Here is an 18864-nt window from a genome sequence, read left to right on the forward strand (position 1 = left end):
CCGCCATGAACCTCATCCGACTCGGGGCTTGGTTTGCTGGCAAGCCGTTCGCACGAACCCGGCAATCCGCCTTCACCAAGCTCATGATGGTTCCCGTCCCAGCATGATGAATTCGCCAGCAGTATCGGAAAGATGGAGAGCACTCTTATAGCCCAGGAGGATCTCCATGTCCCAGACACGCTTTACGAAAGAGTTTCAGGATGAGGCGGTGCGGCTTGCTCTGACCAGCGGCCGCAGCCGACGGGCGATTGCCGCGGATCTCGGGGTCGGCCTGTCGACTCTGCGCCACTGGATCGACCGCCGCCGCGAGCGCCAGATCGATGATCCGCCTGAAGAGCGGCAGGAGGACATGGCGGCCGAGTTGAAACGGCTGCGGCGCGAGAACGAGATCCTGCGCCAGGAACGCGAGATCCTGAAAAAGGCTACGGCTAATGGCATGGACCGGCCGTGCTCCCGGGTGGAGCATGGAAGGGCGGGATTATCCTGCAGCGAAGGAGCCATGCCATGTCACATCAGACCACGACTGAGGCCGTCGCCACCATCGGGATCGACCTTGGTAAGAACACTTTCCACCTGATCGGCATGGATGCCCGCGGCAGGATCCTGCTGCGCCGGAAGGTCTCGCGCGGGCAGCTGCAATCCTGCATGGCCAACCTGCCGGCGTGTCTGATCGGAATGGAGGCTTGCGCCGGGGCTCATCATGTTGGGCGCCAACTCGCTGCCCTCGGCCATGACGTGCGCCTGCTGCCGGTCCAGTACGTGAAGCCGTTCCTCAAAGGACACAAAAACGACTACCGCGATGCCGAGGCCATTGCCGAGGCGGTCCAGCGCCCGACCATGCGGCCGGTGCCGCTGAAGTCGGCCGAGCAACTTGATCTGCAAGCCCTGCACCGGGTGCGCCGCCGCCGGATCGGCCAGCGCACGGCGGTGATCAACCAGATCCGCGCCTTCCTGCTCGAATGCGGCCTTCCGGTGCGTCAGGGGCTTGCGGGCTTGCGCGAGGCCCTTCCCACCCTTCTGTCTCAACGCACGGACGTGCTCTCGCCGCGGATGATCCACCTGATCGAGGATCTATCGGAGGATTGGCGGCAGTTGGACGAACGCATCGAGACGCTCACCCGGGACATCACGGCCCTGGCGCGAGAGGACGTGGGCTGCCGGCGGTTAATGGATATCCCAGGCATCGGGGTGATCACCGCCAGCGCCATGGTGGCGGCGGTCGGCACCGGAGCCGCGTTCGCCAAAGGCCGCGACTTCGCCGCTTGGCTGGGGCTGGTGCCGAAGCAGATCTCAACTGGCAATCGCACCATCCTGGGCGGACTCTCCAAGCGTGGGAACCGCTACTTGCGCACCCTGTTCGTGGGCGGCGCGCAAGCTATTCTGCAGCACCCACACAACTGGCAAAGACACCGCTTTGGAGACTGGTTGACAGCCGCGGGGACTAGGCTGCACCGGAATGTGCTGGCTGCCGCGTTGGCCAACAAGTTGGCGCGCATCGCCTGGAGCGTGTTGTATCGCGAAAGGGGCTATGACGTGGGGATTGCCACCCAAGTGCCGTAAGGCCGCGTTCATGACAGGCGTTTCGGCTATCGAGTTCCCCCGAGGTTTGCGGGAAGGATGTGACAGGATGGATGAACGGTCGCCCTGCGCACTGGAAGCCTGAGCGAAAAAATGGCCCGTTGAGGTCTCACCGCTAAAAAGGCCCAGTGCGCGCGGATTTCCATGATGGCCCGGAGCAGGTGCTCCACCCAGAGGCCGGATAGATTGATGCAAACCGTCTCTCATCCAATCTGAAGCAGCCCTCTTGCAACGCACGGCCGGTCCATAGATTTTTTCGCCAAGGAGGGAAGTCGATGAAGTTTCAGTTCATCGATGTGGCGAAAGAGAGCTTCCCCGTCACGCGCCTGTGCCAGGTTCTCCAAGTGAGCCCGAGCGGCTACTTCGCCTGGCGATCTCGTCCAGCGAGCCCACGCCAACGGGAGGACCTGATCTTGCTGGCCCACATCCGCTCGGCCTTTGCCCTCTCGCATGAGACCTACGGCAGCCCGCGGATGACCCGCGAGCTGCAGGATGAGGGCTTGGAGGTTGGTCGGCGCCGGACCGCCCGGCTGATGCGCGAGAACGGCCTCAAGGCCCGACAGAAGCGCCGGTTCACGCGCACCACCGACAGCCATCACGCCTTCCCGGCTGCGCCCAATCTCCTCGAGCAGGACTTCTCGGCCGGGCGTCCAAACGAGAAATGGGCCGCAGACATCTCGTAGATACTGTCGGCGAATTCCGTTTGGCTATTTAGCAAGAGGAGGAGTCCATGAGCCTTCATCCTGAGCCAATTGGTGAGATCCCGGCCGAGACCATGCGGGTTGCCCGGGCAGCTTTCCCCAAGGGCAATACTGTGACCCGGCTCCGGGATGAATTTAGCATCCTCTACCAGGATGAGGACTTCCGACAGTTCTACCCAAGCCGGGGGCAACCCGCCCTTGCACCGTGGCGGCTGGCTTTGATCACGATCTTCCAGTTCCTTGAGCACCTCAGTGACCGGCAGGCCGCCGACGCTGTCCGAGCCCGGATCGACTGGAAGTACGCTCTGGGACTGGAGCTGACCGATCCCGGGTTCCACTTCAGCGTGCTCACCGAATTCCGGGCCCGCCTTGTCGCCGGCCAGGCGGAGCATCTGCTGTTGGATACGATGCTCGAGCGCTTCAAGGCGCGCGGCCTGATCAAAGCGCGCGGCAAGCAACGCACCGACAGCACGCATGTGTTGGGGGCCGTGCATGACCTCCATCTTCTGGAACTCGTCGCTGAGACGCTGCGCGCCACTCTCGATGATCTGGCCGCCGTTGTTCCGGACTGGGTTCGCGGGATCGCTCAGCCGGCCTGGTTCGAGCGCTATGCGCACCGCATTGAAGATTATCGCCTGCCCAAGAGCCGGGAGAAGCGCGAAGCCCTCTCGCTGGAGATCGGCGCGGATGGGTTCTTCCTGCTCGACGCCTTGGACGATGCGAGCGCACCGGCTGCGGCTCGCGCGGTGCCGATGGTGCAGACGCTGCGCGACGTGTGGCGGGTGCATTACGCACGGGATGACGGGCAGCCGCGCTGGCGGGCTGGAGCGGAACTGCCACCGGTCGGCGAGCGGCTGCAGTCGCCCTATGATCCTGAGATGCATTACAGCACCAAGCGTCAGATGGAGTGGTCCGGCTACAAGGTCCATGTCACCGAGACGTGCGATGACGATGCAGCGCACCTGATCACGCACGTGAAGACCTGTCCGGCCATGGAGCAGGACATGACCAGCACGGCCGAGATCCATGCGTGCCTGGCCGCCAAGGGCCTCCTGCCTTCTGAGCATTACGTGGACTCGGCTTACGTCGATGCAGCCCTGTTGGTCAGCAGCTGGCGGGACCACGGGATCTCGCTCGAGGGGCCGGTGCGGGGCGTATCGTCCTGGCAGGCCCGCACGGGACAGGGATATGATCTGCCCAACTTCGTGATCGACTGGGAGCGCGAACAAGTGACCTGCCCACAGGGTAAGGTGTCCGCGACTTGGCGCGTCGCGCGCAGAGAGGATGGGAGCCCGCGCATCAATGCCGTGTTCAGCCGCTCTGATTGTGGAGCCTGCGCCGTCAGAGCGCTGTGCACGCCCGCGAAGGAAGCCCGCCGCGCCGTCTACTTCCACACGCGTCAAGAGTACGAGGCCTTGAATGCAGCCCGATCCCGGATGCACGATCCGATATGGAAGGAGCGGTATCATATCCGGGCTGGCGTCGAGGGCACCCTCTCACAGGGTGTGCGGGTATTCGGAATGCGTCGGAGCCGGTATATCGGGCTGCTGAAGACCGGCCTGCAGGAGGTGTGTTCGGCGGCTGCGATGAACGTCTTGCGGGTCGTACACTGGTTGAATGGATGGCCACGCACCAAGACGCGCGTGACCCGCTTTGATGCGTTGGCGCCAGCCCTCTGAATTCGCCGACAGTATCTCTCGTACGTATGGACGAACGAGGGCTGGCTCTATCTGGCCGTGATCTTGGACCTGTTTGCCCGGCGGGTGGTCGGCTGGGCGGTCAGTGACAGCCTCCACAAGGAACTGGCGCTCGAGGCGCTGCGCAAGGCTCTGGCGATCCGAAGACCCGGTGAGGGGCTCACGCATCACGCGGACCGCGGCAGTCAATATTGCTCAACAGCCTACCAGGCCGAGTTGAGGAAACACGGCATCCGGATCTCGATGTCGGGGAAAGGGAACTGTTATGACAATTCGGTGGTCGAGACCTTCTTCAAGACATTGAAATCCGAACTGGTCTGGCGCACGGTCTTCCAGACGAGGGCCGAGGCCAAGCAGGCGATCGGCCGTTGCATCGACGGCTTCTACAATCCCGTCCGGGGTCATTCGACGCTCGACTACCTCAGTCCTGTTCAGTTCGAAAGGCTGGCTAGATAGCTACCAAACCGCTCTCCACTTAAGCGAAGCAACTCCAAAAGGAACTTAGCACCATTGTACGGACGATCAAGGACGGCACGATCAGGAGCGCAGCGGCCGCGACCGGCGCAATGATAGCTCCGAGCACCCCGGTGGCCATGGTCGGCGGGCCCATGCCAGTCATGCCATTCACGATACCGGCAAGGAAGAAGGTCAGGCCTATGGAGGACATGAGCCATATGAAGAGTTTGGACATGCTCCATTGCCCCACCGGCCGATGAACGGCGCAAACTGGGAGTTTCATATCCAGCCTTCGTTCATGCCAAAGGCCGGCGTGGTTCGATGCCGCCGGACTGGCGGTAATCCGGGGGATGAGATCGTCCAACTATGTGGCTCGACTGTTGACGTCGCTTGCGTGTGTCATGGCGCGAGGCCTCCATGTCTAAAACGACGCGGATCGCTTACAGCGCAAGTTCCTGGTGCAGACAGTCGCTGGCGATCCAACCTACGGTCAGCCGAGCGAACGGGTCCCGGATCACGGCCAGACACAGCCGCCCCCAGTCGTCGACGCGTAAGAGATATCCGCCGCTGTTTCCGGCTCGGGCCCTCGGCTGAGAAGTCTTTCTCGATCAGGCTGCGACGGCCTGTCAGAGCGCGCAGGACTGCCTCCTCCTGAAACTCTTCCATTAAAACGTGTGTGGCCCGTGGGGACCCTCCTGAGTTAATGAAGTGTTCGCCATCCTTCAGAAACGAGTCTCTGCCTCGAACATCATCTCCAAGCTTGCTCAGCATGTTGACGTACCAGTGTTCCGAAGCACCCACGATCTTGGGCTCACGGCATTTTGCGCTTTTGTAGTTATCAGTTCACGAGGTTATCTTTGGCGCCTGCACGTCGATCGTGCAGTGCTTATAGCATGCCTGTGGATTGAACAGGTCACGATGCTGCGACCTTCCTCGGCGTGTGTACGATCGTTGGTTGGCCTGTTACTGGCTCGGCAGGCTGACGGCCACACAATGCAGACTCTAACTGCGCTTGATCCAATTCTCCCTCCCAGCGAGCTACCACGAGCGACGCCACCGCGTTACCGATCAAATTCGTTAGTGCCCTGCATTCTGACATGAAGCGGTCAACGCCTAGGATCAGAGCCATGCCAGCAACGGGAACGCTCGGGACGACGGAGAGCGTAGCGGCGAGTGTGATGAAGCCGGCCCCCGTCACACCTGCTGCGCCCTTCGAGGAAAGCATCGCAACGAGCAGCAGGAGAACCTGATCGCTAATTGAGAGATCCACGTTCGTCGCTTGGGCGATAAAAAGAGCGGCGAGCGTCATGTAGATGTTGGTGCCGTCCAGGTTGAAGGAATACCCAGTCGGAATGATGAGGCCCACGACGGAACGCTTGGCACCAGCCTTTTCCATTTTTTCCATGAGTGATGGGAGCGCGGCCTCCGAGGAAGATGTTCCGAGGACTAGCAGCAGCTCTTCCTTGATGTAACGGACGAGAGAAAAGATCGAGAAGCCATTGTAACGGCAAACCGCACCTAGAACCCCGAATACGAAGAAGAAGGCCGTGATATAAAATGTCCCGACCAGCAACGCGAGGTTGATCACAGAGCCGATACCATACTTGCCTATGGTAAAGGCCATCGCGCCGAAAGCGCCGATCGGTGCGGCCTTCATCAGGATGCTGACGAGCTTGAAGATGGGCGCGGTGAGGGCCTCAAGGAGGTCAACGACCGGCTTGCCCGTCTCTCCAACCATGGCCAACGCTATACCGAAGAGGGCCGAGAAGAACAGTACCTGCAGGATGTCGCCTTCCGCAAAGGCCCCAACAATCGTTCCCGGGATGATATTCATTAGGAAAGCCGTCACCGATCGCGCGTGGGCCTGGGCGGCATAAGTACTCACGGCTTGGACATCAAGTGAAGCCGGATTGATGTTGAGGCCGGCGCCAGGCTGAACGACATTGGCGACAATGAGGCCGACGATCAGGGCGAGCGTTGAGAACGTGACGAAATAGACCATCGCCTTGCCAACAACCCGGCCCGCCTTATGGGGATCGTTCATGCCAGCAATGCCGGTCGTAACGGTCAGAAAGATAACGGGCGCGATAATCATCTTGACGAGCTTGATGAAGGCATCGCCGAGAGGCTTCATGTTTTCACCAACGCCTGGATAGAAATGGCCGAGTGCGACGCCGAGGGTGATTGCGGCAAGCACCTGCACGTAAAGCTGGGCATAGAAACGCTTGCGAGGCACAAGGTTGGCGCTTTGGGCTTGTGGGGTAAGCATAAAGTTCTCTCCCTAACCTGATCGGGGCGGGCTCTTCGTCCCTTCCCGGGCTTCTCCTGTTGCGGCGCTCCGGTCGAACGCGGCTGCGATTCCAATTGCAAGAGCCGTGCCAAAACACACAACAAGCGAACCGCCGGGTTCTCAGGCATTTCGGAAGCGCAGCGCAGTACGCTTGTGCGGATTTCGGCACTCTCTGCCTCCCCCCTGGCGACAATCCGCACCAAGGTCCCTCAAGTTCGTCAACAATCAGTCTGGAGAACGCGATGGCAGAATACAGCCTTGACAAGGGCTCGCTCCGGCGCGCCCGATTGCTGTTTCCAGGCAGATCGGCCGGCGGTCAAACTCTCTGGCTTGTCGTTTTGTTCGCACTCCGTGACGCGGTCGCCGAATGGCATATGAAACCTCGGTCGTATCCGCTGAAAGAAGCAGGGCTGAACTAAGACAAATGAGACCCGTGCGCGGGTACCCCGACCTGTGGCTGCTTTGGTGATCAGATGGAGCCGCGGGGCATGACGGTGGCGGTTCCATCGCACGCAGTCGGATTGGACACGAAGTTCATTGCAGATCCCGTACCCCATCGTTGCTCGCCGGATCGTCTATCGGAGGTGGTCGAACGGTCCTTGCTGGATCAGCACCTCCTTGGCATCTTGGCTGTTTGGTGGCGGAACGTTGTTGGTATCAGGTGCAATGGATGCAACTTTGATTGCTTCGACCGCGCACTTGGACGAGGAGGGTGCCCGGGCTTGACCCAGATGAAGCAATTTGATCTACGGCTTCAAAATTCATGTCGCGGCGGATGTCGAGCCGCGTCTCGTTGAGGGTCTAGAAGGTGACACCCGACGACGTCAACAACGGGCGTGCTGGCGAAAACGTCCCGCTGTATGACCCCGGCGCCGTTTCCGCGGACAGTGCGTAGCGCGGAACACCTTTTGCCTCTACGGTGCGGCTCGGAGGGCGGATACCCGCGCATGGTCCAGACAGGCGCGTGGGGTCAGCTTAGTGCCGATTCCTAACGCAAGCTGCGGATTTAGTACCATCACATTCATTATCTGCGCTGCCGGATCGAGAAGATCTTCGGCGCCTGGAAACATAGCTACGACCCACGACGCCTGCGCTATCTCGGACTGGCGATAGCGGCCCTGCAGACTAGGCTGGTTTCCGTCCATAAACGTGCGCATTTCGGAGCATGCACAATAGGTTGTGCCGAGTTGGAGCGGCTTTGACGAGGCTAGGCATGGTGAAGAGCGCTGAGTGTTTACAAAAATGGTGTCGTGGGCGCGGTTAGGCGCTCGTCCCGAGGGCCGACTGTGGCCGGCGTGACGCAATCGGGATGCCGGCTCGGTTCAGGTCGCTGTGAGGCGAGTGAAGAGAACGAGGTTGTAGGCCACGACCGAGGACCAGACATAAGCTTTGAAGTGATCAAGGCCGCGCCAGGTGCAACGCGCCAAGCCGTAGGCGCGTTTGAGGCACGAGATGCCGGCTTCGATGCCGGCGCGAAAGTTGCGCAGCTTGCGATAGACCACTTGCTTCTGACCATGGCCTCGATTCTGAGGCCGGCTTTCTTGTGGAAGGCCATGTCGCGGGCGCCCCACGCCTTCGCTGTGGCCAGGTTGTTGCGCGTGGCAAAGCCGCCATCGGCTGCCGCTTTCCGGGGCGCTTGGCCATAGAAGGCGATGTGGCGCGCCAGCATCGGCAGCAAGCGGTCGCTGTCGGCCGGGTTACCGGCTTCGATCACCAGATCGAGGATCATGCCACTCCTGCCGGTGGTCAGGTTGAGTTTGTGGCCGTACTCGGTGTCGCGGCTGCCCTTGACGATGATATCGGCATGCTCTTCGAACAGGCTCACCACCCTCCCGCCGGCGGGGACCGGCTCACCTGCCAACACCCGCCGCTCGCTCTGTCTGATGATGCGTTCGATCAGCGGCCGATAATGACGAACCTGAACTTGCCACAGGGCGATGGGCGGCGTGCTTGCCACCGCCAAACGCTCGCTCGCCTGCTCCAGATCGGCCAGGGTCGTGCGCGTGATGGCGATCAGCTCGCGGTAGAGTTGGACCCGATTGGGTCAACTGCGCGTGAACTGGATCTTGCGGGCCCGCTTCTTGGCCGCGCGGCCATGATCGCGCCATGAGCCGGCGCCGCCGACCAAGAAATCGGCTCGCTTCAGAAGGCGCGCCATAATCCGCACGGCATCCCACAGCAGGCTGCTGTCGCTCGGCTCGTGCATGAGGGCCGCGGTCACCGTGCTGTCCAGCCGGACCACCGCGCCGTCTTCGAGCTTCACCTGCCGAGCGACCGACAGCAGGGCCCGATTGATCTGCTCCCAGGTCTCGGACCGGATTGCACTGATCGTCTTTTGCAGCACCGACTTCTGCGGGCTCCACGACCACGGCAGGCGGGCAAAAGCGCGAAACGAAGCGGAGTCCTCAAGGTGGAAGGCCAACTCCTGATAGCTGAGTTGCCGGTACTGCTTGAGGATCGCACAGCGCAGCACGGCTTCAGCGGGCAGGCCTTGCCGTCCTGTCGCTTTGATGCCGCCCCGACACAGGTCTCGCGCCACCACGCTCAGCAGATCGCAATGCTCATCCAGCCATTGCGACATTGCCTTCAACTCGCAGCCGATCTCGTGCGTGGCGAAACGATCGAATATGCTGGCTTGGACGGTGCGTTCCTGGCGCATTGTCGGCTCCGGCGGTGGCAGGGCTTTGGGCTCAGTGGCATGATCCAAGATACCTGAAACCGCCGGGCCTTGCTCGCGCAAAGCTATGATTCACGTAATGAAGTCAAACGTTTGCCGTTTGTGGATGAAAACTAGGCTAGCGGCAATCGCCTGCAATCTGAAGCGAGCCGCGGTGGTCCTGGTGCCGCATGCGGTCCGATCAAAGGCAAAATGTGCCGGAAGGCATACCACACCGTCGTGCAGACTACTGAGCCCCGTCAGGCGAGATGGGTTAAGCAGAATGCCCTTCTCGGCGCGGGTCGCTACCGCAAGATTTCAGCCCGCAACAGGTCTCATGAAAAATTCATCTAATGATCTTCACGGGATGCCGATAGCGGAGACGCCTGCATGACGGAAGAAGCTGACGATCATCTCGGGGTGACGTTTGAGGCGGCCGAACTCGCGACGGGCGAGCCGATGCAGCTCATCGACTGAGTCGGGCGGCGCGTTTGCCATGGCCCCCTTGACGATGGCGTTGCACTGCTCCTCTGGGTTCAGCTCTGGCGCATAGGCCGGCAAGTACGCCACTGCATAATCCTGCGTATGCGCTGAGATGAAGTCCCTTGTCGCCCGTGAGCGGTGGGCATTGAGCTGATCCCAGACCACCAGCAGGGGCGCACCGACCTTGCGGCGGAAGAAGCGCAGGGCCTGAATGACACAGCGGCTCGAGATGGAGGTGCGGAAATGGCGCGCATACAGCTGTCCGTCCGGCGTAATCGCCACGATGCTCGACACCTCACGTCGCTTGCTCACCCGCTGGAGCACAGGGGTCAGCCCGCGCCGGGCCCAAGTCGTGCCCGGAAGCTGTGGCCCGTCTCATCCACGAGTAAGAGCGTCCGGTGCTCCCGACCTGCCTTTTTTCAGCGCCACCCAGTCCCGCTTGGGCCAGACCGCGATCACCAGCTTATCGCGCTCCTTGGCCCGGGTGGCAGGACGCTGCACGCTGAAGCCATGCGCCTTGAGCGGCCGTTCCAGATAGCGCGGATGATAATGCACCCCGAACTCGCGTTCGATCACGGCCGCGATGCGGTTGAGCGTCCATCGTTCGGTGGCAAAGCCGGCCGCGATGGCCCCTCGGTCGAGGAGCCGGCTCAAGCGGGTCCAGGCTTTCTCATCGAGCCGAGGGGGCGGCCCGAGGTTGGGGCGCGCCTCCAGGCCGCGCGGGCCCTCCTGGACGAGCGTGGCGGCCCAGCGGCAGACACTGGCGCGACTGACCCCCACATGCTGGGCGATCTCGGCCTGCGAGAACTGCCCCTGGCGCAACAGCACCGCGGCTGTTAGGCGGCGCTCCTCCATCTGCTCTGCCGTCACGTGTGTCGGTCGCCAAACGTTGCCTTCCATCGCGCACCTCCTCACGATGACGGACACTGCCCTATGTTACACCCGGTGCGTGAAGATCAATAGAGCGTGCCGCCCTCCAGTGGTGTGCCCAAGGCGGCAAGCAGGGCTACAAACAACAGGAGGCGGAGCACCTCGATCAATCGGATGCTGTTTTCCCGCCTCGCGCCGCCACCATCGACGCTTTTCCTGGAGTACATCTCTGTCGGTCTGGCGTCTTCGCGTTTTATAGGTCGATCACTTTAGGTAGGGGAATTCTGCCCTTTCTTTAGATGGATCGGCCGGCGTGGATGAACAGGCTTTTCAATCGTCTCAAGTTAAACGTTCCCAACAATTGCACGTCGCATTTGTCAATCTCCATACGCGGCCACACGGCAACGTATCGCGGGCTAACCTTCGGAGGGGAAAGGCGGAATTTCATTCTTCGTATCTGACTGCCGAAGTGGCACAGATTTTGAAACCTATCATTCGGAGGGATGTCCGCAGTTGCAGGCGTCCGCCAAGTCGAAGAAGGAATTTAATGTATGCCTCGCGCAACAGATCCACGTCGTCTCTCTGGCTCTCGCGGCCGCTCTGGTGAGCCGCCGATCTGCAACTCACCTGCCCGTGCCGAAGCATCACGCTAATGCGAGCAAACTCTCGCGATCAACGGCTTATACCTAGTTCGTCAGGCCAAGAGTGTTGTCAATTGAAACAAAGGAGCACGAGAGCGGTCCCGCCCTTGGCGAACCGATCATTGAGATGCACGTAATGATCGCGGGGCGGCCGCATTTGCAGCGTTTTGGCTCATCTTATCGGGATTCTTCCGATCCCAGCCGAGGAGTGAGACTTCGAGAAGCGAACGACATTACGTGACAGAAGCCTGTTGGGCATTGGGGTTACGAGTTGGGGGAGAGTCATTCAGAGATTAAACACAAGAATAAGCAGTCCAGAGAGAACAAATATTTAGCGGGTTGGCGTACGCGCCGGCCAAAACGAAGCAAGACCCAAGGGAAAGCAACCAAACGAAGGTTTTTTGCCCCTTGCACTTTTCCATTGGAGAACACCATGGCCAAGACTACAGACAGCTCCACGGAAACGATTGACAACCGAACCATAGATTCTGCCAAAGCGAGCGATCATGATCGTGCTGTCGGGAATGGAAGCGAACGGCTGGCAGGCAGTGTTTCAAAATTTGCCTCAGGCGCTCACGAAGCTCAAGAGGTCATGACAAAACTTTTTGAGACTACGGCTCGAGCAGGCAACGAACTATCACTACGATCGATCACAGCCCTACAGGCCGAGAGCGATGCCGATCTCTCTCATCTACAGGCTCTAGCTGCCGCAAGGACGCCGTCGCAAATGGTTGAATTGCAGTCAAAATATGCCCGGCAACGTGTCGACATGGCTTTTGACCACGCCAAGGAACTTCAGGTCCTCACCGGTAAGTTTCTGTTCGATATCGGAAAGCCGATCAAGGAGATGTTCGAGGTGGCTCTGGCCTCCGTCGGACCAGGCTCGCGTGGCCGAGGTCCTGAACGGCGGGCAGAAGCCCGCGGTTCTGCGCTATAATCAAAGCAGAGCATGGTAGGTCGATAGAACGAGGAATGGCTTACGGCCATTCCTCGGAAACACGCCGTAGGGCTTGGTCATCATCTCACAAGACCTTTGCGTGCTGGTAAGTAACACATTGGTTTCCCTGCGGTTGGACCTGATGCTCCGCCGCTAGGCATCTCGGAGCAGAGGTTTTACCGGGGGAAGAAGCAGCATGTCGGCTTCGAGCCGGATCAGGTGTGGGAGTTCAAGCCGGTGGTGCGCCACGTGCAAGCAGCCCGAGGCCACAGTGAGCGGCGGGCCCGCGCCCTCACACGCCAGCATCGATCATCCAACGCAAGCCGCTCAGGGTGGAGCGGCTTTCCCAGGATCGGGATCGACCATCCATAGAGCAGATAGCAGAGCGTCTGGATTTGCTTGTGCGTGATACCGCCCGAGGCGGCATGACGGGCGATCAGCGTGTTCGCAATTGCAATCGGGGGATAAGCCATGGTCCGGAATCTTCGTTGAAGGGGGCAAACGAAATCGGCGCGGGAAAATGTCTTTCTCGGTGCGAGGGGCGGCTTGGCCGACGTCAGGCTGTGGCTTCTTTCTGGGCTAAGTGGTGCATCCGGCATGTTCAGGGGGTATAATCGCGGCTTGCTGGCGGGAGGTGACCTATGACACCGATCTGCTTACGGGATTTGACCGTTGAGGAGTGTGCACGGGTCCAGACGTTGGCTCACGCGCACACCGCTCCGGCTCAGATGGTGCAACGGGCTCAAATCATCTGGCGCGCCCGTCACGGGGAAAGCGCATCTGCCATTGCCTCTCGTCTGGGCCTGGATGCCGAGACGGTGCGCAAGCGCATCCACCGCTTCAATGCAGAGGGAGTGGAGGCTCTCAAGGATCGGCATCGCTCCGGACGCCCGCCCACCTATCCGCCTGAGCAAACCGCCACCGTGATTGCGAGTGCGCTGGCCAAGCCAGAGACGCTCGGGCTGCCGTTTGCCGCCTGGACCTTGGATCGACTGGCCGCCTACCTGCACGAGCATAAGGGGATCACGGTGCAGCGTAGTCGCATTGACGAGATCCTGCTCCACGAGGGCCTGCGCTGGAGCCGGCATGAGACCTGGTTCGGCGAGCGGGTCGATCCGGAATTCGCGAAAAAAAGGGGGCGATCGAAACCCTCTACACGGTGCCTCCTGCGGGCAGTTGTGTGATCTGCCTGGACGAGATGGGACCGGTGAGCGCCAAGAGTTATGCAGGCCGTGCGCTGGTGCAGAGCCGAACGCGACCGGCCGAACGGGCGAAGCTGGAGATCGACTATGGTCGGCGCGCCAAGGGCTACATCTTTGGGGCCTTTTGCCCGGCCACGGGCGAGGCCTTCACGCATCCCTATCCTGGTCGCGGCGCGCACTGGGTCGACTTCCTGGAGCACGCTGAGACCTGGATCCCGCGCACGACCAAGCGGGTCTACGCGATCATGGAAAACCTGAGTTCGCATCGCACCACGGACGTGCTGCTGTTTCTGGTGGCGCATCCGCGCTGGGAGATGGTGTTCCAGCCCAAATACGCGGCTTATCTCAACCTGATCGAGCCGTGGTGGAAGATCCTGCGCTCGCTGGCGTTGGCGGGCCGGCGCTTTGAGACCTGGGACGAGATCGTCGATGCGATCCGCCGCTCGACGATCTACTGGAATGCACACCGCCATCCCTTCGTCTGGGCTCAGCGGCGCCGCCATCGGCCCCGCCGCTCCCCCGGCGTCGCCCTCCTGCCGAGGGCCGCATGACCTACCGGATGCACCACTTAGGACTCAGTCCTCAGTCCGGTTCCACTCGGCGTTGACTGCCTCGTGCATGGCCGCACACATGCCGTGCTGAAGCTCTTCCTGGTTTTCGTTCAACCAGGTTCGGATCGCTTCGTCGGTAGGAGCCCGATCGACCTCGTCGCTGATAGAGCCTCGACGTCGCTGACGTCATAAGCAGCAACCGCCCAGCCACGGCGGCGCATTTCTTCGAGGATACGGCAGCGATCATGGTCGCTGAGATCCTTCGGATCTAATGGAGAGGACGCGACCAGTGCATCGGCCACATGTTTCAGTCCTGCCGTTACGGCTATCACCTCCTCTTGGATGTCATTCCAGTCGTCGCCATCCGGCGGGCGGGAGTTGGTGCCCGTTCCATCTCTCGACGGATCGCACAGCTCTTTGTCTTGTTTCTCGGCAAATTTGGGCAGAGGAGCGAGAGCGTCAGATGCAATCCCGTCCGAGTTCCGCAGACGGTCGAGGGATTCGTGGACTGGGCCGGGCCCCTCCTTCGGATCGCCGGAGGCTAGAGATTTCCGGCCTTTCTCACGGCGGCAGGCTGGCTGTTCTGCCGTGATTCAGCAGTGAGATCGGCGGCTTATGCCCAAGCGCCCCATGTGGCCGATCCTCATTGTACAAAGCGACGACGGAACGCCCACAGGACCGAAGAGCGCGAGGTTCTGTATCCGTGGCATCCCTGGGCCGGGTGCATCGTCCAGCTTGATGAGATCGTCGAGAAGGCCGCTGGCGATTGTGTTCGCTGCCGCCACGAGGGTGATCCGTCCCGCAGATTGGAACTCCCTCTCTGGATGCTCGATCGAGCCGTGTGCGCGCCGATGCGAGTTGAGCTCGCTCCTCAGGTGGAGATCGCCGCAATCCAGGCTTTGATGGCGCTGCTGGCTGATGTGTTGAAGCGAGCACCGTCGACTCCTATGGCTGCGGCGGCAAACTGGATCTCTCACGACGGGAATCGGGGAGAGGCCCATGCGACGCCAGAGCAGCCCTCATCATATCCTTCGGTCCAGACCAGAGCAGTTCGACCTGTTTGCCCAGCCAAGCGACGGCGGCCAGCCGCGGATGCCAGACTGGCAGACCCTGCCTGCGGAGACGCAGCAGGCGCTGACGAACCTGATGGTTCGCCTGATCCTCGAACACGTCCGCGACGGCCGTCCGGGACAGGCAGAGGAGCGCGATCATGACTGACAAGATCCAGCCCCACCATCTGGAGCGCAAGGCGATCCTCCATGTTCGCCAGTCCTCCGCTCATCAGGTTCTGCATAATCGCGAGAGCAGCACCCTCCAGTACGCCATGCGGGATCGGCTGACCATGCTGGGCTGGGCGCAAATCGAAACCGTCGACGACGACCTCGGGCGGCCAGCGGCCGGCACCACCGCCCGCGCCGGCTTCGAGCGCATGGTGGCCGAAGTCTGCCTCGGCAAAGTCGGCGCCGTGGCCGCCCGCGAGGTGTCACGCTTTGCCCGCAACAGCCGCGTTTGGCAGCAACTGATCGAGATGTGCCGCGTGGTCGACACGGTGCTGATTGACCAGGAGACGGTCTATGCCCCGCGGCAGGGCAACGATCGGTTGCTGCTCGGGCTCAAGGGTTCCCTCAATGAGTATGAACTCGATCTCCTGCGTCAGCGCTCGCTCACGGCGCGCTACGAGAAAGCCAAACGCGGTGAACTCCTCGTCACGGCGCCGGTCGGGTTCGTAAAGGCTGGCGACCGCTGGGAGAAGGATCTGGACCAGCGGGTGCAGGACGCGATCGTGCTGGTGTTCGACAGGGTGGCGGAATTGGGCAGCGCCCGCCAGGCTCTGCTGTGGTTCCACGAGCACGGGTTCGATCTGCCGGCCCGGCAGCCCAACGGCGATGTGATCTGGCGCCGACCCAATGATGGGACTCAGGCTGGCCGCCGAGCGTGGTGAGATTACCGCCATCCATCCGCATGCGGATGGTCCCTGGATCTTCAGCCGCGCCGATCTTGATGGATCAGCGGCGAACGAGGTTGGCCAACGAGTGGAGCGCTCGGCAAAATACCCCACGGGCCGCATCCCGATCAACAACCTCTCTTTCCATCAATGACATAGACAGATGGGTGTTGTGATGCAGGTTGTAGTATCTGCGCCAATCCTCCATCTTTTCGTGGGCGTCGGCAAGCGTCAGGAACCAGTGCAGGTTCAGGCACTCGGCCCGAAAGCGGCCGTTGAAGGCGTCAATATAAGCATTGTCGGTGGGCTTGCCGGGGCGGGAGAAGTCCAGCGCCACGTCTTTGGCATACTCTCACAGATACAAGTCGCGGCTGTGTTTTCACCCTGTGTGATTGGATGGGCGCTGTTACGGTCGCACCCCAACCTTTGAGTGCGCTAATCGCCGACCAAGTAATAATGGCTGAGCGGCTGCACGCCGACGACACACCGGTGCCGGTGCTGGCCAAAGGCAATGCGAAGGCCGGCCGGCTCTGGACCGTGGTGCGTAATGACCGCCCATTGCCGGGGCGGATCCGTCGGCGGCCGTGTATTTCTACTCGCCCGATCGCAAGGGTGAGCACCCGCAATCGTTCCTGAAGAGCTATAGTGGCTTTCTGCAGGCGGACGCCTATTCCGGCTTCGGACCTGTATGAACCGGGTCGTGCGATCGGCCCGGCGACTGAGGCAGCGTGTTGGGCGCATACGCGCCGGCTCCTCGAAGGACACGAACCGTAAAAAGGAACGAATGGCCGTCAAGCGCAGATTGCGCGTCCTCGCGCTGGCGCCTCGCTTCGTCTCGAGATCAGCGAGAAACGCGCTCATGACCGGTGCATCAAGATCATCGATGGCCAACGCGGACGGCGGCATACGGAGCCGCACCTGTGCAAACTTGAACAGCAGCCGGAACGTGACTCTGTACGATGCGATCGTGTTGGCAATGACGTTGCGCTGGCGCATGAGCCGTCCGGTGAAGTAGCGCTCGATTAGGGGAGCGACATTGCAGCTCTGCTTCATGGCTTGGCCTCCCACCGCTGGTCGGGGCGCCGTGCTGCCGCTTCCATCAACTCCGGACAGGCCGACAGGTACCTATAGGTGTCGCGCACGCAGGCGTGACCGAGGTAGGTGGAGAGCATCGGGAGCCGCTGCTCGACATCGAACCCCTCGCGATGCCAGCCGAAAAGCGTCCGGATCGCGAAACGATGCCGAAAATCGTGCACGCGAGGCCCCGTGCGATCGCCCGCACATCGTAATCCAATCTCACGCGACAAACGCCAGAAGGCACGATGGACATATTGGTGGAGCAAGCGGCCGCCGCGCTCGGCCACAAAGAAGTGCGACCCGCAGTCCGATCCAAGATGAGCCTCCCGCCGCTGGGCGTAGCTGCGGAGAGCCGCGCAAGTTGTCGCATGCAAGGGCACAAGGCGCGACTTGCCGAACTTGCTCTGCCGGATTGTCAGCACGCCCTCGTCCAGGTCGGCACCATCGCGGCAAAGCCCGATCGCCTCGGACAGACGGATGCCTGTCACCGCGATCAACCCGAACAGATAGTAATAGGTCCATCGTCGTAGACCGTTTGCCGGCGGCAGGGCCAGCGCCGCCGTCAAGAGCGCGTCGATCTCCACCTCACTATAGACATAGGGTTTGGCGCGCTTCAGGGGCGGCAAGATCCCCACAGGCGGCACCTCCGTCTCGGGATTGATGTTCGCGAGATGGCGCGAAGCCGCGCACATCGGTCAAGCGCAAGGTCCAAGATGCGTGTCGATCGGCTGGCAGGGTCGCCCAGGCTACGGCCAGCTTTGTGGTGATGGTTGCGGCTTTGTGGCGCTCCATGAAGGAGACAAAGTCGGCAAGCCGCCGCGCCTGATGCTCGTACTTGTAGCCGAGGCCCTGGCGCATGCTCAGATACTGCTCAAGTGCGGACCGTAGACGGGTCATTGCACAGCTCCCGGCCCGGGAAGGCTTAGTGTCCGAAGCGTCTCGATGTCCACCATCGCGTAGATGCGCGTCGTGTCGTGGCTCTCATGCCGAAGCAATTGGCCAATCTCCGCCAATGTCGCGCCGGAGCGGAGAAGCTCGGTGGCAAGGCTGTGGCGGAAGATATGGGCCCCTTGGTGGGCGTAGCCGCTGATCCCGGCACGCTCGAGCGCCATCTTGGCGACCATCGTGATGGCACAGCCGGAGGCGAAGCCGACAAGGGGCGCCAATGTGCGAAGAAACAGCCGGCGACACGGTGAGGTCGGGCGGCCATTCCGCAAGTAGGAAACGATGGCTGCGCCGACGTCCGGAGGAATCGGCATCCGTGCTCGCTGCCGGCCCTGACGGGCCGGCGCCGGCGAACCGGTGTCCCGCGTGCGCCGCACCAGCGTGAGGGCGAAGCTCTCGCTGACGGCAAAGTGCTCGGCGGCTGCCCGGCAGGAATAGCCCGCCTCGACAAAGCCAGCCACCCGCACCCGCAGATCGAGAGAATAGCAGCGACCCATGATCCACCTCCCGTTCCAGCAAGTGAATCACAGATCGGTCTCGTACAGAAGCCCAGGAGTCAGGTTTCCGGTCCGATGCTCTAGCGAGTTGCATTGTCTGTGAACGGCAAGGTACACATCCGAGAGCAAGAAAAGGAGGACGATCTCCTATCGTATCCGACTTCGGGTACGGATCCTGCCGATCCATGCGACAAGGCGAAGAAACGGCCTTTCTAAGTAGGTGGCCAAAAGTTCTGCAACAGCTTTTTGAGCCAGAAACGTTTGGACAGCATGCCGGCCTTGCGGAACGCTTGTTGCGGCGTCAGCCTCAGAACCCACTCAGCGGCCTCGGCGGCCAG

General features: G+C 61.4%; 14 protein-coding genes and 7 pseudogenes. 12 read left to right on the forward strand and 9 right to left on the reverse strand.

Translation table 11 applies throughout. The annotated features are described in order from the left end of the window. Window positions 1–166: 166 nt before the first annotated feature. The 5 genes and pseudogenes from OCW50_RS30965 to OCW50_RS30985 form a co-directional block, all read left to right on the forward strand. A pseudogene (locus tag OCW50_RS30965) lies at window positions 167–430 on the forward strand (transposase); the annotation flags it as partial. Window positions 431–504: 74 nt separating this feature from the next. Next, window positions 505–1560: an IS110 family RNA-guided transposase gene (locus OCW50_RS30970; protein ID WP_210805264.1), complete on the forward strand. Its 1056-nt coding sequence runs from the start codon at window positions 505–507 to the stop codon at window positions 1558–1560. A 263-nt stretch (window positions 1561–1823) separates the two neighbouring features. Further along, window positions 1824–2258 (forward strand): annotated as a pseudogene (locus OCW50_RS30975) (IS3 family transposase); the annotation flags it as partial. 50 nt (window positions 2259–2308) lie between these two features. Continuing rightward, window positions 2309–3958, forward strand: coding sequence for an IS1182 family transposase (locus OCW50_RS30980; protein ID WP_262300224.1), 1650 nt, complete (start codon window positions 2309–2311; stop codon window positions 3956–3958). A 15-nt stretch (window positions 3959–3973) separates the two neighbouring features. After that, window positions 3974–4432, forward strand: a pseudogene (locus tag OCW50_RS30985) (IS3 family transposase); the annotation flags it as partial. Window positions 4433–4451: 19 nt separating this feature from the next. On the opposite strand, the gene OCW50_RS30990 reads toward OCW50_RS30985, so the two are convergent. Then, window positions 4452–4796: a hypothetical protein gene (locus OCW50_RS30990; RefSeq protein ID WP_210805266.1), complete on the reverse strand. Its 345-nt coding sequence runs from the start codon at window positions 4794–4796 to the stop codon at window positions 4452–4454. Window positions 4797–5345: 549 nt separating this feature from the next. Next, window positions 5346–6701 (reverse strand): dicarboxylate/amino acid:cation symporter, encoded by a 1356-nt coding sequence (locus tag OCW50_RS30995; RefSeq protein WP_210805268.1) that lies wholly within the window; start codon window positions 6699–6701, stop codon window positions 5346–5348. Window positions 6702–6964: 263 nt separating this feature from the next. Between OCW50_RS30995 and OCW50_RS31000 the strand changes: the two genes are divergently transcribed. Then, entirely contained in the window at window positions 6965–7141 is a 177-nt protein-coding gene (locus OCW50_RS31000; RefSeq protein WP_262300225.1) for a hypothetical protein, read from the forward strand. A 903-nt stretch (window positions 7142–8044) separates the two neighbouring features. Here OCW50_RS31000 and OCW50_RS31005 read toward each other — a convergent pair. The 3 genes and pseudogenes from OCW50_RS31005 to OCW50_RS31015 all read right to left on the reverse strand — a co-directional run bounded on the left by OCW50_RS31005 (window position 8045) and on the right by OCW50_RS31015 (window position 10761). Next, window positions 8045–9381 (reverse strand): annotated as a pseudogene (locus OCW50_RS31005) (ISNCY family transposase). 357 nt (window positions 9382–9738) lie between these two features. After that, window positions 9739–10206 (reverse strand): annotated as a pseudogene (locus OCW50_RS31010) (transposase); the annotation flags it as partial. Between the two features lie 30 nt (window positions 10207–10236). Further along, a complete protein-coding gene (locus tag OCW50_RS31015) occupies window positions 10237–10761 on the reverse strand; it encodes a winged helix-turn-helix domain-containing protein (RefSeq protein WP_210806966.1) in 525 nt (174 codons plus the stop codon). Window positions 10762–11805: 1044 nt separating this feature from the next. Here OCW50_RS31015 and OCW50_RS31020 point away from each other — a divergent pair. From OCW50_RS31020 to OCW50_RS31040, 5 genes are all read left to right on the forward strand, one after another. Further along, window positions 11806–12309: a phasin family protein gene (locus OCW50_RS31020; RefSeq protein ID WP_210806964.1), complete on the forward strand. Its 504-nt coding sequence runs from the start codon at window positions 11806–11808 to the stop codon at window positions 12307–12309. A gap of 641 nt (window positions 12310–12950) precedes the next feature. Next, window positions 12951–13493 (forward strand): helix-turn-helix domain-containing protein, encoded by a 543-nt coding sequence (locus OCW50_RS31025; protein ID WP_210806962.1) that lies wholly within the window; start codon window positions 12951–12953, stop codon window positions 13491–13493. Window positions 13494–13507: 14 nt separating this feature from the next. After that, on the forward strand, window positions 13508–14062 hold the full coding sequence (locus tag OCW50_RS31030) for a transposase (RefSeq protein WP_247654290.1): 555 nt from the start codon (window positions 13508–13510) through the stop codon (window positions 14060–14062). Window positions 14063–15061: 999 nt separating this feature from the next. After that, the gene (locus tag OCW50_RS31035; RefSeq protein WP_210806958.1) at window positions 15062–15280 is read left to right on the forward strand and encodes a hypothetical protein; all 219 of its coding nucleotides are present in this window, start codon (window positions 15062–15064) and stop codon (window positions 15278–15280) included. Beyond that, window positions 15273–16004 carry a recombinase family protein gene (locus tag OCW50_RS31040; protein WP_262272198.1) on the forward strand — a complete coding sequence of 244 codons (732 nt, stop codon included), beginning with the start codon at window positions 15273–15275 and terminating at the stop codon, window positions 16002–16004. Before OCW50_RS31035 ends, OCW50_RS31040 begins: the two co-directional genes overlap by 8 nt. Before the next feature lie 184 nt (window positions 16005–16188). Here the strand turns inward: OCW50_RS31040 and OCW50_RS31045 are convergent. Then, window positions 16189–16356 (reverse strand): annotated as a pseudogene (locus tag OCW50_RS31045) (integrase core domain-containing protein); the annotation flags it as partial. 47 nt (window positions 16357–16403) lie between these two features. Here OCW50_RS31045 and OCW50_RS33665 point away from each other — a divergent pair. Continuing rightward, window positions 16404–16643 carry an IS66 family transposase gene (locus OCW50_RS33665; RefSeq protein WP_444547397.1) on the forward strand — a complete coding sequence of 80 codons (240 nt, stop codon included), beginning with the start codon at window positions 16404–16406 and terminating at the stop codon, window positions 16641–16643. A 138-nt stretch (window positions 16644–16781) separates the two neighbouring features. On the opposite strand, the pseudogene OCW50_RS31055 reads toward OCW50_RS33665, so the two are convergent. The 3 genes and pseudogenes from OCW50_RS31055 to OCW50_RS31065 all read right to left on the reverse strand — a co-directional run. Next, window positions 16782–17060, reverse strand: a pseudogene (locus tag OCW50_RS31055) (site-specific integrase); the annotation flags it as partial. After that, complete coding sequence (locus OCW50_RS31060) at window positions 17057–17776, reverse strand: tyrosine-type recombinase/integrase (RefSeq protein WP_262300226.1); 720 nt, start codon at window positions 17774–17776, stop codon at window positions 17057–17059. The gene OCW50_RS31060 and the pseudogene OCW50_RS31055, both read right to left, overlap by 4 nt. A 201-nt stretch (window positions 17777–17977) precedes the next feature. Next, on the reverse strand, window positions 17978–18526 hold the full coding sequence (locus OCW50_RS31065) for a tyrosine-type recombinase/integrase (protein WP_210806956.1): 549 nt from the start codon (window positions 18524–18526) through the stop codon (window positions 17978–17980). Between the last annotated feature and the right edge of the window lie 338 nt (window positions 18527–18864).

Source organism: Microvirga sesbaniae, assembly GCF_025460805.1.
Classification (GTDB): Bacteria; Pseudomonadota; Alphaproteobacteria; order Rhizobiales; family Beijerinckiaceae; genus Microvirga; species Microvirga sesbaniae.